At 42.2% G+C, this 15,852-nt stretch carries 17 protein-coding genes; 7 read left to right on the top strand and 10 right to left on the bottom strand.

Annotated elements, in window-relative coordinates; all coding sequences use genetic code 11:
- Positions 1-125 precede the first annotated feature (125 nt).
- Entirely contained in the window at positions 126-410 is a 285-nt protein-coding gene (locus PUQ00_RS28875; protein ID WP_300423014.1) for a hypothetical protein, read from the bottom strand.
- Between the two features lie 49 nt (positions 411-459).
- Entirely contained in the window at positions 460-1,305 is an 846-nt protein-coding gene (locus PUQ00_RS28870) for an FAD-dependent oxidoreductase (RefSeq protein WP_300423013.1), read from the bottom strand.
- 452 nt (positions 1,306-1,757) lie between these two features.
- Here PUQ00_RS28870 and PUQ00_RS28865 point away from each other — a divergent pair, with 452 nt between their 5' ends.
- Positions 1,758-2,384, top strand: a complete 627-nt coding sequence (locus tag PUQ00_RS28865; protein WP_300423010.1) for a TetR/AcrR family transcriptional regulator — start codon at positions 1,758-1,760, stop codon at positions 2,382-2,384.
- On the opposite strand, the gene PUQ00_RS28860 is transcribed toward PUQ00_RS28865, so the two are convergent.
- Positions 2,379-2,849, bottom strand: a complete 471-nt coding sequence (locus tag PUQ00_RS28860; protein WP_300423007.1) for a DUF29 domain-containing protein — start codon at positions 2,847-2,849, stop codon at positions 2,379-2,381. The genes PUQ00_RS28865 and PUQ00_RS28860 overlap by 6 nt on opposite strands.
- A gap of 147 nt (positions 2,850-2,996) precedes the next feature.
- Between PUQ00_RS28860 and PUQ00_RS28855 the strand changes: the two genes are divergently transcribed.
- On the top strand, positions 2,997-3,320 hold the full coding sequence (locus tag PUQ00_RS28855) for a hypothetical protein (protein ID WP_300423003.1): 324 nt from the start codon (positions 2,997-2,999) through the stop codon (positions 3,318-3,320).
- Positions 3,321-3,334: 14 nt separating this feature from the next.
- On the opposite strand, the gene PUQ00_RS28850 is transcribed toward PUQ00_RS28855, so the two are convergent.
- Positions 3,335-3,808 carry a DUF29 domain-containing protein gene (locus PUQ00_RS28850; RefSeq protein ID WP_300423000.1) on the bottom strand — a complete coding sequence of 158 codons (474 nt, stop codon included), beginning with the start codon at positions 3,806-3,808 and terminating at the stop codon, positions 3,335-3,337.
- 195 nt (positions 3,809-4,003) lie between these two features.
- Here PUQ00_RS28850 and PUQ00_RS28845 point away from each other — a divergent pair, with 195 nt between their 5' ends.
- Positions 4,004-4,303: a 30S ribosomal protein PSRP-3 gene (locus tag PUQ00_RS28845; RefSeq protein ID WP_012410744.1), complete on the top strand. Its 300-nt coding sequence runs from the start codon at positions 4,004-4,006 to the stop codon at positions 4,301-4,303.
- Positions 4,304-4,313: 10 nt separating this feature from the next.
- On the opposite strand, the gene PUQ00_RS28840 is transcribed toward PUQ00_RS28845, so the two are convergent.
- Complete coding sequence (locus PUQ00_RS28840) at positions 4,314-6,170, bottom strand: serine/threonine-protein kinase (RefSeq protein ID WP_300422997.1); 1,857 nt, start codon at positions 6,168-6,170, stop codon at positions 4,314-4,316.
- A gap of 617 nt (positions 6,171-6,787) precedes the next feature.
- Between PUQ00_RS28840 and PUQ00_RS28835 the strand changes: the two genes are divergently transcribed.
- Positions 6,788-7,774: a CHAD domain-containing protein gene (locus PUQ00_RS28835; protein ID WP_300422994.1), complete on the top strand. Its 987-nt coding sequence runs from the start codon at positions 6,788-6,790 to the stop codon at positions 7,772-7,774.
- 303 nt (positions 7,775-8,077) lie between these two features.
- Here PUQ00_RS28835 and PUQ00_RS28830 read toward each other — a convergent pair whose 3' ends face one another.
- Both PUQ00_RS28830 and PUQ00_RS28825 read right to left on the bottom strand, forming a co-directional pair.
- Entirely contained in the window at positions 8,078-8,788 is a 711-nt protein-coding gene (locus tag PUQ00_RS28830) for a GDYXXLXY domain-containing protein (protein ID WP_300422993.1), read from the bottom strand.
- 298 nt (positions 8,789-9,086) lie between these two features.
- Entirely contained in the window at positions 9,087-10,505 is a 1,419-nt protein-coding gene (locus tag PUQ00_RS28825; protein ID WP_300422991.1) for a DUF2157 domain-containing protein, read from the bottom strand.
- Positions 10,506-10,700: 195 nt separating this feature from the next.
- On the opposite strand from PUQ00_RS28825, the gene PUQ00_RS28820 reads away from it, so the two are divergent.
- Together PUQ00_RS28820 and PUQ00_RS28815 are read left to right on the top strand one after the other, a co-directional pair.
- On the top strand, positions 10,701-11,666 hold the full coding sequence (locus PUQ00_RS28820) for an RsmB/NOP family class I SAM-dependent RNA methyltransferase (RefSeq protein WP_300423017.1): 966 nt from the start codon (positions 10,701-10,703) through the stop codon (positions 11,664-11,666).
- A 274-nt stretch (positions 11,667-11,940) separates the two neighbouring features.
- Positions 11,941-12,372, top strand: coding sequence for an NUDIX hydrolase (locus tag PUQ00_RS28815; protein WP_300422988.1), 432 nt, complete (start codon positions 11,941-11,943; stop codon positions 12,370-12,372).
- 485 nt (positions 12,373-12,857) lie between these two features.
- Here PUQ00_RS28815 and PUQ00_RS28810 read toward each other — a convergent pair whose 3' ends face one another.
- On the bottom strand, positions 12,858-13,085 hold the full coding sequence (locus PUQ00_RS28810) for a hypothetical protein (RefSeq protein WP_300422986.1): 228 nt from the start codon (positions 13,083-13,085) through the stop codon (positions 12,858-12,860).
- A gap of 495 nt (positions 13,086-13,580) precedes the next feature.
- On the opposite strand from PUQ00_RS28810, the gene PUQ00_RS28805 reads away from it, so the two are divergent.
- Positions 13,581-13,709: a hypothetical protein gene (locus PUQ00_RS28805; protein WP_300422984.1), complete on the top strand. Its 129-nt coding sequence runs from the start codon at positions 13,581-13,583 to the stop codon at positions 13,707-13,709.
- A 27-nt stretch (positions 13,710-13,736) separates the two neighbouring features.
- Here PUQ00_RS28805 and PUQ00_RS28800 read toward each other — a convergent pair whose 3' ends face one another.
- Both PUQ00_RS28800 and PUQ00_RS28795 read right to left on the bottom strand, forming a co-directional pair.
- A complete protein-coding gene (locus tag PUQ00_RS28800) occupies positions 13,737-14,528 on the bottom strand; it encodes a GH25 family lysozyme (RefSeq protein ID WP_300422981.1) in 792 nt (263 codons plus the stop codon).
- A 101-nt stretch (positions 14,529-14,629) separates the two neighbouring features.
- The gene (locus PUQ00_RS28795; RefSeq protein WP_300422978.1) at positions 14,630-15,271 is read right to left on the bottom strand and encodes a DUF4232 domain-containing protein; all 642 of its coding nucleotides are present in this window, start codon (positions 15,269-15,271) and stop codon (positions 14,630-14,632) included.
- Between the last annotated feature and the right edge of the window lie 581 nt (positions 15,272-15,852).

Genomic DNA, 15,852 nt, shown 5'->3' with positions numbered 1-15,852 from the left:
TATTCATCCACCAGTCGTACAGAATTCATTCTGAATTCTGACTCCTGACTCCTGACTCCTGAATTCTGTTCGATAAATTGGGCAACGTTCTGATTTACAGCAGTGAAGTTTTATTTGGCAGAAATTTAATCTCTGCGTTTAGCCGTCAATTGCCAAATTCTTTCTAAGGTTTGAATTTGTCTTAGCCGGATTGCTATTAGTTGATCACGTCTTGTATGCCGCCTTCCAACCCCAACTCCGATATAGAAAAAGCCTACTGCAACAAAAAGACAAGCTACAAGCGAAATGCTTCCAGACAAACTATCAAGCTGGTCTTGTGTGTAGGTGAGGTTAGTTTGATCGGGTTGTTGAGTAATTAAAGCTGCAAATTGAGGGTGTGCTGTGATGTCAGTGAGAGAAAACCTATTCATAAGACTACGCTTTTCTTATAATTAGTATTACCAAAAGCTGAAGTTGGCTTTAGACACCAGCAATCTGCTTCAAAATCTCCTCGTTAAACCATCGCGTCCGGTTGACAAAGTTACGGGCTGGAGTAGGCATGAGTTCGAGATAGGTTGCTAGGCGAATTGCCTGACCCAAGTGGCCTTTTATTTCGTAGTAATCGAAGATTTCCACAGCACTCTCGTGCAATCCCAGTTTGATTAACGTGCCCCGCAGATTGACTGTTGCAGGGGTAAGAGATTTCCCGGCAATCAGCGCCTTGAGATTGTGAGCGATCGCAGCTCCTTGCTGATAGGCAACCTGAGCGGTAGCAGGCTGCGGATTCGACGGATCGATGGCACAATCTCCCGCGGCAAACACTTCTGGAAATTCTGGCAGTTGTAGAGTTGGTTTAACCAAGAGGCGATTGTGTTTATCCCGGTTTTCAGGCGCGATCGCCAGCGAGTCAATCACTGGATGCGTTGCATTCCCAGCTGTCCATACTACTGTCGCGGCGGCTAATCTCCAGCTTTGCCCATTGCGCTCAAACTCTATGGCTCCCGGATAAACCGCTTTCACCTCAGATTCTAACAACACTTCGACGGGGGCAGTTCGCTGTTGTAGCTCAGACTGTGCAGTTTCACGAAGGCGATCGCTTTTAGACTCTTTGAGAATCTCAGAACCACGCTGCAAAATCACAATCCGAATTTCCTGTGGGTTTTCACCTAAAGGGATGTACCAAGTTGGTAGTAAATCCGCTAGTGTTGCTCCCATTTCCACCCCAGATGCACCACCACCCACAATCGCCACCGTAAGCATTGCACGGCGTTCCTTTGAATCTTTGGTTTGAGTAGCCGAGATGGAGTGCTGTAAACAATCCTCCAAAACCACCCCCTATAATCACAATCGGTAGAGTATCATTTGTTTCATTAATCTGTGCTGGCGATCGCATAGTTCAACCTCCCTTGGAAAAAATTGGAAAATGCACAATCAGGCGAAATTGTTAGAGATGAGAATCAAATCGAAATGATTAAATGCTTCTTAGTACAGAATTTCATAAGTTCATAGCAAATTAAAATTGGCAAAACTCAGCGCTCCTCTGCGCTTCCCTCAGCGTTCCTCTGCGTTTAAAAAAGCTACGGAAATGCTGTACTTAGTTATGTCAAAAAACACAACAGAGCCTCATTTTGGTTTCGGCTGAGTTAGTTTTTAAAAACTAAACAGTTTCGTCTTGTCTTAAATTAAGATAAACAAAACTGTTTAGTCTTGTCAAGGGAGTATGATAGAAATCAGTCAATAGTATTAGTGGATGCCCAGCAAAGCGGGAAAATTGAGTGATGAGTAACGTTAAGAGTGTTGAGCGGGATTTATCCTCTGAAAAAACTGAAGCGATTCTGCGGGGAGCGATGCAAGAGTTTATGGAGCATGGCTATGCAGGAGCCAGGATCGATAAAATTGTGGCAGCCGCAGGAGTTTCTAAAGCTACAGTCTACCGACGCTTTGCCGATAAGGAGACATTGTTTACCGCCCTAATCCAACGAATGGCAGAGAAAGTAAACTTTTTTGAGCAACAAGACTTCCCCTCATCCGAAGAAGAACCCGTTGTATTCTTGAAACGTCATGCTACAAAAATGCTTAATTGTGCTGCTGAAAACCCGCAAGATATAGCACTTTTCCGAATCGTCATTGGTGAATCAGGTCGCTTTCCAGAACTAGGACGCGCTTTTCTCCAAAATATTGAGAAACCAAATCTTGACTTTATCACCCAATACTTTGCTACTCATCCTAAACTTCAGCTTGCCAACCCAGAAGTTGCAGCCCGAACGTTTATCGCAACACTGCTCCATATTGTGACTACGCGATATCTGCTGCATGGTGGAGATATTATGCCAATAGAGGACGATCGCCTCATCAATGGTTTGCTCGATCTGATTATTCATCCAAGCAAGAGCGTGAGATTATGACTCTGGCAAAAAATCATAATCGAGGACTTGTTCTAGTGTAAAGGGAGATTGTTCAGAGAAGGTAGCGATGTCTAATCCAGTTTCAATCACAGCCAGTCGTCTAGCCGTTTGATAGCTTTCATCGAAAACCTGATCAAAGTAAGGCTTCAAACTGGGACTTTCCTTGAGTGCCTTTTGGACTCGCCTGCGGTGTTCTAAAATTGTGTACTGCCAACTTTTTGAGCGTCTTTCAGTTTGAATTTGGTATTTAAGCAGATGCATCAGCAACACTTCCAAATTGCTCTCCAATGCCCGCTTTTCACTTCTGCCCATCGTTTCAATTTCTTCAATCAGGTTGTCTAAGTCCAGTTCTGTGAGCCGACCTTGTTTGAGCAGTTCTGCTGTGGTTTGAATCCACAGGTAAAAGTCTTGCTCATACAAAGAAGAACCAGATGTTGTTTGAGATTGGGGCAGTTGGGCAGTCACGTCGCTTCGCTCCGAATTCAAAATTCCAAATTAACAGCAAAATCTTCTATAGGACTTACGCAAAATATCTCTCAAACTCTGATTTCCACCGTTCGCGCAGCGTCTCCCCTTGGGAGAAGTTCAGAGACGCTCGCGGACTCGCTTTGCGTGACGCTAACGGCAAAAGCCGCCGCTCCGACTTCTCTGTGTGCCGCGCCAGTTGCTATAACGGGGAGCCACTGCGTTGCACGGGTTCCCCGGCTTGAAGGAGCCAGCCGCTATGCGCGGGTCTCCCGACTTGAGCGGACTGGCGTCAAGTGGCGTGGGAACCCCCCTTCTCCTGTCGGAGACGCTACGCGAACGGGTGACGCTACGCACAGTCGCTACCGCTACGCTAACACCAGTCGCCTACGGCGGGAAACCCGCCTACAGCGCTGGATTTACCGCAACGCACTGGCTTCTCTGTGCCTGGAGCGGTTCGTTATTCCGTAACTTGTGCGTAAGTCCTATTCTAGATCAGGTAAAAAATCAGGGTTGATGACTTGCTCTAGTGTAAAAGGGGACTGTTCCGGGAAGATAGCCACATCCAATTCAGTTTCATCGGCAGCCAAGAGTCTAGCATCGTCATAACACAGCCCAAAAACTTCATATAAATAGGGTTTCAGGCTAGGACTTTCTTCTAGAGCTTGTCTGAGGCGTTTGCGATGCTCCCGAATTGTGGCTCGCCAACTACCAGAGCGCTTTTCGGCTTGATAGTTATACTTCAATAGATGCATTAGCACCACTTCCAAATTGCTTCTCAGTGCTTTTTTTTCACTCCTGCCCATTGTTTCAATTTCATCAATCAAATTCTCTAAATCCAGTTCTGTAAGCCGACCTTGTTTGAGCAGTTCTGCCGTGGTTTGAATCCACAGGTAAAAATCTTGCTCATACAAAGAAGAACCAGATGTTGTTTGAGATTGGGGCAGTTGGGCAGTCATAAGCATCTATAGTTAGCGCCGACTAAACCTTATGGTAGCCCATTCTCAATCAATGAAACAGTTCTGAGTGCTGAGTAAGGTTAGCGGTAGCGGGACTCAGCACTTCTGAATATTTGGTCATTTGCTAAGGTATTGCGTTAAAATAAGCGATCGCTATCCTAGTTCAGTAATGCCCGGAAATTCCCGGAGGTGTGATTGACCAAGTTTATTTTGAAAATTCTGTGGTTAGACGAAAACGTTGCTCTAGCAGTCGATCAAATTGTCGGCAAAGGCACCAGTCCTTTGACTAAGTACTTTTTCTGGCCTAGAAATGATGCCTGGGAAGAGTTAAAAAAGGAACTAGAATCCAAACATTGGATTACTGATCTAGATCGTGTCGAGTTGCTTAATAAAGCGACAGAAGTGATTAACTACTGGCAAGAGGAAGGCAGAAACCGTCCAATGGCAGAAGCTCAGTTGAAATTTCCAGAAGTTGCCTTCACAGGTAGCGCCTGATATTACAAAATTAGCAATTGTGCTGTTCTACAAGCTGCCACAGTTTGATAGTCTTGTCCCGGCTGCCACTTGCAATTAATTGTGTAACTTTGCTCATAGCAACAGCAGATACTGAGTCTACATGACCAGAGAGAGTAACAATCTCTTCTGCTGTGCTTACCCTCCAAAGTTTAACTGTTTTGTCGCAACTTGCACTTAGGAGTGTTTCGCCATCGGCAGAAAAAGCCAGAGCCACCACAGACCAGGAATGGCCTACAAGTGTGCAAATTAGCTGACCAGTGTTTACCTCCCAGAATTTAATAGTGTTATCATCACTACCCGTCGCCAAAATTTGACCATCTGGACTAAAAGCGACTGTCAAAACCGCCCAGGCATGACCCGAAAGGGTGCTTAACAAGCTATAGCATGGGCGGTTTTGAAGTTCTCTCTGGGAACTTTCTAATGCAGATATCTGCCACAGGCGAATTGTTCTGTCATAACTAGCGCTGGCTAAAAGCTGTCCTTGGGGACTAAATGCTACTGAATTTACCTGTAATTGGTGTCCAGTCATTGGGCAAATTTCTGTGCCAGTCTTGACATCCCAGAGTTTGATTGTCTTATCCCAGCTACCACTAGCGAGAATCTGCCCATCTGGACTGAAAGCAACTGATTTTACAGCGTGTGAGTGTCCCAATAGAGTGCAGATTTCCTCTAATGTCTCAACCTGCCACAATTTGATCGTTTTATCATCGCTAGCAGTTGCCAGAATTTGACCATCAGGACTGAAGGTAACTGATTTTACAGCTTGGGAATGTCCTGATAAGCTAGCTAGGACTTTTTGGGTATTTAAATCCCATAATTTAACAATTTTCTCATCACTAGCAGTGGCTAAGGTGTAACCGTCAGGACTGATGGCAAGGGCGTTTATACTACTCAATCTCCCAGAATGCCCAGTTAGGGTATGCAAGCATTGCCAAGGAGGATTGGGAATTTTGGATACTTCGACTTCTCTAGGAGACGCTACGCGTAGCTTGCTTCCCCGTAGGGGTACGCTCAGTACAAGTTTTGGATTTTGGATTTTAAATTCCATACCCATTGCTTGCATAACTTCATCGGCTGATTGAAAGCGACGGTTAACAGCATTTTGCAGCAGCTTGTCGAGAATTTGCGCCAAGCGATCGCTAACTTTAGTAGTAAGATATTGTTGCCAAACCCAACAATCGTTAGCAATATCAAATAAATCAAAGGGAGGAATCTGAGTAAGTAGGTAAATGCAAGTTACACCCAAGCTATATAAGTCACTAGCAAAAACCGCTTTTCCTCTCGCTTGTTCTGGTGCAGCGTATTCTGGACTGCCGATACTGGTTTCAGATGTTAGCCGATCAATTTCTGTAACGATTTTCGCAGTGCTAAAATCGACTATGACTAAATTCCCCTTCTTAGTAATTGGGGATTTACGGATGATATTGTGGGGTTTAATATCGCCGTGGATCATGTGGCGATCGCTAATCAACTCAAAGACTGGTAATACATCTTCTAAAAGTTGCCAAATCTGAGTTTCATTAAAAGCGCCTTCCTGTTCAACCACCTGAGCTAAATTAGTGCCTGCAATCAACTCCTGTACTAAATAAAAATGCTCGTTCTGCTGGAAATAAGCCAACAAAGCCGGAATTTGGGGATGCTTTCCTAATTCTTCTAGCTGTTGCGCCTTTTGATCAAAAGTAATAGAAGTTTCGTATTCCAGCGAGAATTCTTGAACGACGCAAGGAATTGGCGGAAACTGACCCTCATCTACAGCGAGGAAGGTTTTACAGAATCCCCCTTGATTAATCTGCTTGAGTAAACGATAACGTTCTTGTAAAAGCAAAATTTTGTGCCTACATCGCATCTACAATAAAATATAGCTGTTTTTAGTTACTCAGGACTTCAGTTTCATATCATGTCTGGTTGAAAACTTATCATTAGGACTGACGCGACGACGCGAAGAGATTTTAATAAATTTGGCAGATGGACGGCAGAAAGATTCTCAACATATTTAATCAAATAAATCGGACTAAAATTACAGCAGATTTAAAGTAAGCTGAAGTACACAAGGATTCGTCTCAAAGCCTGTTTTAATTCTGAATTATGCTGTAAGTGGTTCTCAACTCAGGAAAATCTTAAAAATAAAAAATTATCTTTACCTCACATACATTAGACATCTCCGAAAAAGAATGTAGAGACGCAAAATTTCGCGTCTCTACAAGGGTTATAGATAACGCATATTTAATTTCTGGAGATGTCTATTGTATATCTAAAAAATATAGTTCATATTAAATCGTTAGGGAGAATCTTTATTTAGACCTTTGATAGATATTCCATCTTGATAAAATAGTATGCAACTATCAATAGTCATAAGCATATTTGAGAATCTTGATTGTAAAAAAAAATATCAAAACTGATGTAGGTTTTTAACTAATGTTATTATGCAATAACCTAAAGAGCCAATTATCATTAAGACCACTTATGAAATTAGTCACACAACCCACGGTAAAAACTCTAGGGGACTACGCCTATGAAGCGATTCAAAAACACTTTAAGAAAACCTTGAAGTGGGAAAAATCAGTCAAGAAAGATGAAGATCCAGAAGCGTTGCACCAAATGCGAGTGGGAATGCGCCGCCTACGCACGGCTGTAACTCAGTTTGGGCTAGCGGTGGATGTGTCGAAACCAGTCAGTGATAAAAATATCGGTAAAATAGCCCGTTGTCTTGGTAATCTGCGAGATTTAGACGTACTCAAAGAAAGTTTGGAAAACAATTATAAGCCAAAGTTACCCCGCAAAGAGCAGGAATCTCTGCAAACAGCTTTCACAGCTTTGGCTAAACAACGTGAAGATGTACTATTGAGTGTGCAGAAAACTTTAAAGGATGAATCTTACAAGTCTCTAAAAGATTTATTAGACAAGTGGTTAGAGAAACCCAGTTATCAAGCTTTGGCATCTTTTAGCATTCAGCAGGTGCTACCAGACTTACTTTTACCAGAAGTGAGTAACTTTTTACTGCATCCGGGTTGGCTAGTTGGTATCCAATTTGTGGACTCAGAAGTGAAAATCAAGAAAAACTGGAAACCAGAAAAGATAGAAAAACAATTGACAATAGAAGGTGAAATTCTTCATAGTTTGCGAAAAGAAGCTAAACGTGTACGCTACCAGATGGAGTTATTTAGTGATTTATATGGTGAGTCTTACGCAGCTTATCTGGCAGAAGTGAAAAGTATCCAAGAAATTTTGGGTACGATGCAAGATAGTGCGGTCTTGAGTGACTGGCTTGCAGATGTCTTCAAGTCAGAAATTCAGACTGAGCTGCCCACCCTTGCTACTTTGTTAACTGAAAATCGTTACCAGTCATGGCAGCAGTGGCAACCCTTGCAAGAACGGTATTTGAAAGCTGAAACCAGGCATAGTTTTCATTTAACAATACTGCACCCGCTTTCAGGAGTAAGTTCAGTTTAATTCCCCTGCCTCTTGTGGCAGCAGTTTTTGATGCCTAATTAAAATCCCGGTCACAAAACGTAATTGCGAACTTGTACTGAGCGCAGCCGTTGGCGCAGCCTCTCGCAGAGAAGTATTGCGAATTGCGAATTGGTTTAACTTGACACCAATGGCGAGATGCCTACCTCACAAGAAGTAATTGAGTATTTTTTTATTTGTCAGTCCCTAATGACAAATATAGAAGTCTGAGCGCCGGTAGCCGACGCTCAGAACTTTGGAGATAAACCTTTTGGGTAAACATGCAATGTTTATTTGCCTAACAACTTAAAACCGATAGTTGCGATCGCGCACCCACATACTAACTGGCACTGCTTTACCCTGTGGATCTACTTTCGCCTTCACCACAATCGGTGGTACTTGTCCTCTGCGGGCGCGTTGGGCTTGTAAGTCGTTCCGAATCTGCTGCCGTTGGTTTTCTGGGATGTAATATGTTTCTAAGCCGTAGTTAACAGAGCTATCTTGATAAACACCTTTTAAGGCTACTTGGTTAGCTCTAAGGGTTGTGGGGCGATCGCTAGTTACTCGTAATGGTCTCCAAGCTCTAGGAACACCGCGACCAGAGGATAGTTGCTCTTGCAAAATCACGTAGATGTTGGTTCCTTCAGGCAATCTTCTGCCACTTCCACGACCTTTGCTGACTAACGTCTGCCAACCAGGCAGTCTGCTCAAATTTGCAGTACGGGATATGTTGTAATCTAACGTCAGGGAGTTGCCATTTAGTACATCGTTAGGGTTTACAGGTACGGTTTGTAAAATCACCGTCTTGCCCGCCACATCTGTATAAAACGCTTGGGCTGGTACTGCCATAATTAGCCCTGTTTGCACCGCCAGGGGAGCTAGTAACCGCCAAAAAGGTAACGGTTTATTCGATTTTTGTTCAGTGGCAATCAAGTAATCTCGAAAAGTCACCTTATTGGAAAATTCGGCTTCGGGAGACAAAGCTTTATTTTTAGATTCAGAAGAACTATTATTCATGTGCGTAGTCCTAAAAAGCAGAGGTATTGAGGAGGTCAAAAGTAACGAGATTAGGACTGACGCAGAGAAACTTTAAAAATTTTGACTCACAGAGATATTGATGATGGGCAGATTTCAGAAGGAGTTAGGAGTTACGAGCAAGAAGGGCTTTGAGTGCGACTGGTAGATGATTATTGGTTTAAAACTGATCTCCTTGTCAACTGTACAGAAAACATTAAATACTTTGTTGAAACTCCATCCCTTTATGGTTGGGCTTCTCCTGAATTCTGAATTCTGACTCCTGACTTCTGATTTTGCACTACTTTTTACTTGTAGAGCTACCACCAGGTAGTCGGCGTTCAAACCAGAGTCCAGCGCTAATTAAGGCAGAACCGCACAAAATAAAGACCAACGACTTAAAAAGTAAGTCGGTGTCGTACTCTTGCACGCGACTGATAATTTGCAGTGTTACTAACAGCATACCGCCCCAAAAGGAATTTCTATTGCTTAATTTCAATCCTTCTTGAATTAGTCCCCAGGCTAATGTTGCTAGAAGTACATTGAAAATAAAAATGCCAAGTTCATCAATCCGGCTGATAGTTTGATGCCAAAAAGGTACTAGGGTAATAAAGACAAGAAAGGTACTAATGATAGCAGTCGTGAAAATCACTTCGCGACGCGGAGGGTTATTTCTTTGACGCAGTAGAAACAACCATTGCAATACCGCCAAGCCGCTGAGAACCCCCAAATCGATGATCGGCAGAGACTCGAACAAGTTTGTCAAATTCCTTGCCTGATTATAACCATAATTTGGAGATTCCCAGACCCAACGAAAAGACAAGATATAAAAGACAATGCCGAAGCTTACCAATGCTAAATTACGGGCTAGGGATTGAAACAACCTGTAATTTATGTTTGGGAACAGCAAATCATCATAACTCCAGAATAATGCAGGTGGGAGTGCAAAAGCAAAAGATGCCACCCAAGGGGCTATATCAGCATAATTCAGCAGTGGTAGGGGATTGAGGTTGGCTTGTAAAGAACTAGCAAAAACAAAGGCTGCTAGACCAAAAATCCAACGCGATCGACAGAAGTAGGCTAAGGGTACAAACACCAGCCATGCCAACAAAGGCAGATGCTGCACTATTAGCCGCGACCAAGTTAACTCACCTGAAGAGTACCATAAGTCTTCTAGCCCAGTCCAGTAACCGATTTCCACGAGAACAATTGACAGAATTCCTAAAGAATTTAAGCACAAACTGAAGGCCATCACCACAACACCCAACCCCCAGGCGAGAAACAGTTGGGAAGTTGAACCGGCAATATTGAACATCTGGGCCATCAGCAGTAAATTTGCACCGAAAATGAAGGCGCTTAAAATTAGTAAGCCCTCTCCCAGTAAGCGTTTACTTCGTTCTGGCTTCTTCCCTTCAGGTGGTCTCCAGGTGTAAAATCCAGTGATCGCGATCGCAAAAAACAAACTTATCAGCAGAATAAATTTGACTTCTCGTGACCCTCCCTGCCAGTTTCCGGCGACAAAGGTAATTATGCCTAAGCATAAAACTATGCTGCCCACAGTAATCGCGATCGCTTTATTGCGATCTCGTGTAGCAGCTTCCAGGTTTTTAAATTGATAACGTTCTGCTATTTGCTCATACTGCGAAGAACTAATTAATCCTTCATCCCTCCATAGGTGTGCTTCTTTGCGTAATTTTTGTGGAAAATTATCTAAGATCATGACCTTCTCCGGTGCAGTGGGGTAGCTTGGCCATTGCGATCCCAATGGCGGTCATTATATTTTGAGTATGAAGCCAAAAGCCTTAATTACATTGTTCTTGTGTAACAGTTTTATTTTGATTCCCATACAACCGATGAATTCGTAATTAAGAAAGTCCAATACAGATGATTAAAAATTAGTATTATGTTTATTCACATGGAAAAACCTTCTAATTTATTACTTAAAGTTTCGCGGCGTTTGTTTACTAATTTAGATGAGCAAGAAAAGTTTATTGAGGCTTTAATGAATCCTCAGCCTTTTCCGCCCAGTATTCTTTGGTGCCAACAAAAACCAGAGATTTCGCCTTTAACAGTGGAAACACCAACTTATTGGCAGCCACAATTTATAGACCGCTTATATTTGGGAGAAAAACCTGGTCAGCATCCCTTGCATGAAAAAGGATATTATTATTGTTTAGATTTTTCTTCGGTGTTTGCAGCTGCTACTTTGTTAGCTATTCCTCAGCCAGTGAGTTTAGTTTTTGATATGTGTGCCGCACCAGGAGGTAAAAGTATCTTCGCTTGGAAAGCTTTACAACCTGACTTACTCATCAGTAATGAAGTAATTGGCAAACGTCTGGGAATGCTAATTTCTAATTTGAAGCGTTGCCAGATCAACCCTAGTGCAGTGGTTAATAGAGATTCCAGTATATTTGCCCAAATGTTTCCTGGCTCTAGCAATCTAGTAATAGTAGATGCTCCTTGTACCGGACAATCTTTAGTTGCTAAAGGTGAAAAAGCACCCGGATGTTTTCACCCGACTGCTATTAATAAGAGTGCAAATCGGCAAAAGCGTATTATAGCTAACTCTGCTAAGATTGTTTCACCACAAGGCTATCTTGCTTATATGACTTGCACCTATTCACCTGAAGAAAATGAACAAGTTTGTAAATGGTTTTTGGAACGCTTTCCTCACTTTCAGGCAATAGAAATTAGTAATTTAGCCAAATATCAATCGCATTTAACTACAATGCCTTGTTATCGGATGTTTCCTCAAGATAGGCTAGGTGCTGGTGCATTTACAGTCTTGTTTAAAAATACTAATCAGAATGAAGATGAGCGTAAAGAAGTAGATTTAAATACAATATCTTCGCTGTATATCTACCAAAATCTGAAAATTTGAATCATTAACGCGATGTGCGACTTATTCTTGTCACCCCGCTTCCATTCCTCTCTCCGAAAGTTCGAGAGGCTTTGATTCTTACTCCCTTTTACTAAGAGGGAAGGGGTTGGGGGTTAGGTTTGAGATAAAGTCCACACGGCGTTGGTTAACTATTATAGTTAAAAAACTTAACTTTTTCATAACCTAAGATTAACCAAAATTTATCCTATATTACCTCTAGACTTTCTGAAATAAACATTGTACAAAAAGCTAGACTGTAGAGGATGTAAATTACATGAGTCGAAAAGTTGGTAAAATGTTTAACCAGTCTGGGGTGATTCCTTATAGAGTGAACAATGGCAAAGTTGAAATATTGCTAATCACGACCCGTAACTTTCAAGATTGGGTAATTCCGAAAGGAGATATTCCTGATGGCATGAGTCCGCCCGCTTCAGCAGCCAAAGAGGCGTGGGAAGAAGCAGGTGTGATTGGGCAGGTAGATGCCAATGAACTGGGCACTTACAAGTACCGCAAACGAGGCAAAAGTTACTGCGTGAAGATGTATTTATTACCAGTCGAAATGCTGAGTGAAGATTATCCAGAAGCAAGTAAAAGAAAACGGCAGTGGGTAGAAGTGTCTAAAGCTATCAGGCTGGTTAAGTTTAATTCACTCAAACGAATTCTTAAAGGTTTTTTCCAGGTAAAATCTCACTTTTGTGCATTTTGATGTTATTCAGATATAGAAATATACATTATTACAAAGCCCTCAGAGTAAAGTGAGGGCTTTTTTAGAAGCTATACTTAAAACAACTGCGATCGCTAATTAAAAAAAGTAACCCTTGCAGTGACTAAATTTAGTAATGCCGCTTCTCTCAAAGGGAGAAGCGGCGCGAACAAAATTGGTGTCTGATGCTGCTTTCTTTAGTGTAAAACCAAACTTCAACAGGTAAACGAATAACTAAATCAATAACTGTACAAATCTTATCTACTAGCTGCGCTGTTTTCAAGTATTCCAAGCTTTTTAGCTTCCGAAATAATGCTTCTAGTGTTGACCCTAAGTCTTTGCGTACTGCGAAAGCGCAACGGATGAATTGATAAAAGCAAGTGCTTCTACTGTTTTTGTAAAAGCACTTACTTTCAAGAAATTGAGTAGGCAGTAGCCCTTTATATTGTAAGTAAAAATTTTCCTTTGTGTCCTCTCAAGTCAAGAGTTTATAACTTCCAGGGATTCGCATCTTGATCGTTAATCCTCACCCAAAAACGAGTACCTGGACTACTTAGATTAGGATCGTCGGATTGTGCAAAGAAACCAAAACCCGAATATGGCTCATTGGCATCATGAAACTCTGCCATCCTAAACCCAGATAAACCATAACGGTTTTTGCCAGCTGCCTGACACTTCCCATCTGCGTCTGCTGGAGAAAACAACGAGCTACCCACAACCTCAGGAATAGCGAAGACTTCTCCACCAGACCAAGAGTTTGTATATGCAGTACCTGTAGCTATATTTGGAATCGGGTTACTAGCAAGTTCCTGTGATTTGCGAATGCAAAGTAGCGACCGGACTTTACTTATAGAAGTATCACCAGAGTAGGGATTTGTTTGACTATCATATCTAGCTTGGACATAGGTTTTGCCATTAACGTTTACACTGGTATTGATAATCTAAGTCAACTGACTAACTACAACATAGGCTGCTATTTTGACAACAATAGATAATTAATAGGCGCTTTGCTTGGAATTCCCACGCCTAAATTCTTGATTCTTTATTACTTATGCCCAAGAACACAAGTAAAGTCTTCATCAACTTTCTGAAGAATTTAATTTATCTCTACGTCAGAATCAAGCGATCGCCCTCACCCAGCTAGACCAATATCGTCAAATATCGTCAGAGCCTATGGTAAAATTTAGCAATATTTATTTGGCGCTAATCCCATGAACAAACAGTCAGCAGCAGACTTTCTTGGTGTCAGTGTTCGGGCATTAGAGCGTTATGTACAGCAGGGTAAAATCAGCGTTACCTATGATAAGGGTAAAACTAGACCGATTGCTAACATGGTATGAATCTATTTATTGAGTGTACAATCTGTTCTAAATCCATAATAAAGCTACCCAAGTTTTTATACCGACAATTCCATCAGCTTGCAGTTTTTTAGATGTTTGGAAACTAACAATTGCATCCTTAACTGACTCAGAGAAATGCCCATCAATGGCATCAGTATATAATCCAATATCTTTCAATTGCTGTTGTAATTGTTTTACTTTTAGCCCAGAATCTCCTAGCTGAAATCCATTAAATCTATTCAAATCGGCTCGACCACTAACACCTGGTACACCAGATATATCACCTTCATATTGATGGATTAGGTATTGCCCTTGCCAAGCGCTAGGAATAGTTGGGTTCTGGGTTCCGTAGTGAGCAATCCATAACGGATAACTAGCAAAATCAGATGGATTGCCAAGTTCTTTCCAGAAACTGGGAAAGGTATAAATAATTGGTTTGATTGGTTTTTGTGTTTGTTGTAGAAGAGCTTTTTCCACCTCTGCTAACCACTGTTTAGCTGCATTAATTACAGCTTGGCTATTTACTTGGTCAGTTACCTCTACATCCAGAACTGGTGGTAGGTCTCCCGGTTCTAATTTGCCCAGCGTTTTTAAGAATTCTTTCGCTTGCTGAACTGGGTCAGATGTATGTGGGTGAAAGAAATGATAAGCACCCCGAATAATACCAACAGCTTTCATGGTCTGCCAGTGATGAGCAAAAGCAGAATCTTTGATGCTAACTCCCTCTGTGGCTTTGACAAACGCAAAAGTTTTACCAGAGTTTTTTACTGTCGTCCAATCTACTCTGCCGTCTTGATCGGCAACATCAATTCCTTGCATATAATTTTTTAACCTTTTTGATTAGTACAATACTTAACTTATAAGAGGCTGTGATCAAATTTATGCTATTTCTGGATCTTTGAGTAAATTACAGGAATTTACTAGGGTTGAGTGCCAACTGCTCGCACTGAAGTTACTCTGACTTTGCCTGTACAAGGCTTGATTTGTTCTGCGAGGGTAAAGTGCTGGTAAGTATTAGGAGGGGTGATTTCAATTTTACTAGACATTGGGCAGCGTTTCTCTGGGGAACTAATCTGGTTATATGCTATCTGAAATGAGGCTTGTTTTGCAGGAGCTAGAGTTACTTTTTGTGGGGGTTGCTGACTCGAAAAGTAAGTATCCTGGGAGCGGATAATTTTAACGTCCTGCAAAGGCTGACCTTTTGCATCCAGTAGTGCCAATCCCGGATAACCGTAGAGGGTGCAAGGGGATGAGGCATTATTGGTGAAGGCGTAGGTGAGTGCAACATTGCCAACGCCAGCATCTTCGGAGACTCGGCGCACTGACAATTGGCTAGTTTCACAGCGCGTCGGATTCGTGGTAATAGTGGCTTTGGAGGTAGAATTCTCTGTAGTTTTTTCAGTCGGTGTAGGTGTTGAGGTCAATACAGCTTCTTTCGTCGGCTGCTCAGTGTTTGCTACCAAGGCTTGCGGCTGTTTTGTAACAGATGAAGAACCGACACAGCCAGTTGTCACCGCAGTCAGGAGCAACAACATACTGCCTTGCACAATTAGAATTCGCATATCTTCTTTCTCTCTAGTGAACTACTTACAGTGATGCTTTAGATACAGTGTAAGTTTCCAAATTCACAAGGGATTGCTTTGTGGTGGGTTTGGTTAGGTGAGAACGTAAAATCAAGATTTGTGATTGCTTCGCTTCGCGATCGCAATCACGTAATTTCGTTACGATGCGTAAGTTCTATTGGTATAGCGGTTCTCATTCAAATGGGGTACAACATTACATCACCAGGTGTAGGGGCTGTTCTGTGCCCATCCGTGTCAACTTAAGGTAAAACCCTTTTAAAACCTCGTTTCCAGCCTCTAGCTGGAAATGCACCTCATCGCGGCTCTGCCGCAAGTCTTGAGGCGGCAGCCCTCTCGGAATGCATTAAGAGTCGGAGACTGGGAACGAGATAATCTCTAAAAGCTGCTTCTAGACTAACTTTCACGTTAAGTTGACACGTATGTTCTGTGCCGTGCCCCTACTGGGCCAGTGTACTGAAGTCGCGATCGTACTCGTTTTGAAAAATAAGCTTTCATACTGGATTGTCTATTAGACTTATCCACAAATAAACCTCAAAATAGCTGAAACCCTTACATAGCTG

Source organism: Nostoc sp. S13 (assembly GCF_029379315.1).
GTDB lineage: Bacteria > Cyanobacteriota > Cyanobacteriia > Cyanobacteriales > Nostocaceae > Nostoc.
Note: the sequence above shows the minus strand (reverse complement) of the source record. Positions and strands in the feature narration are given on the sequence as shown.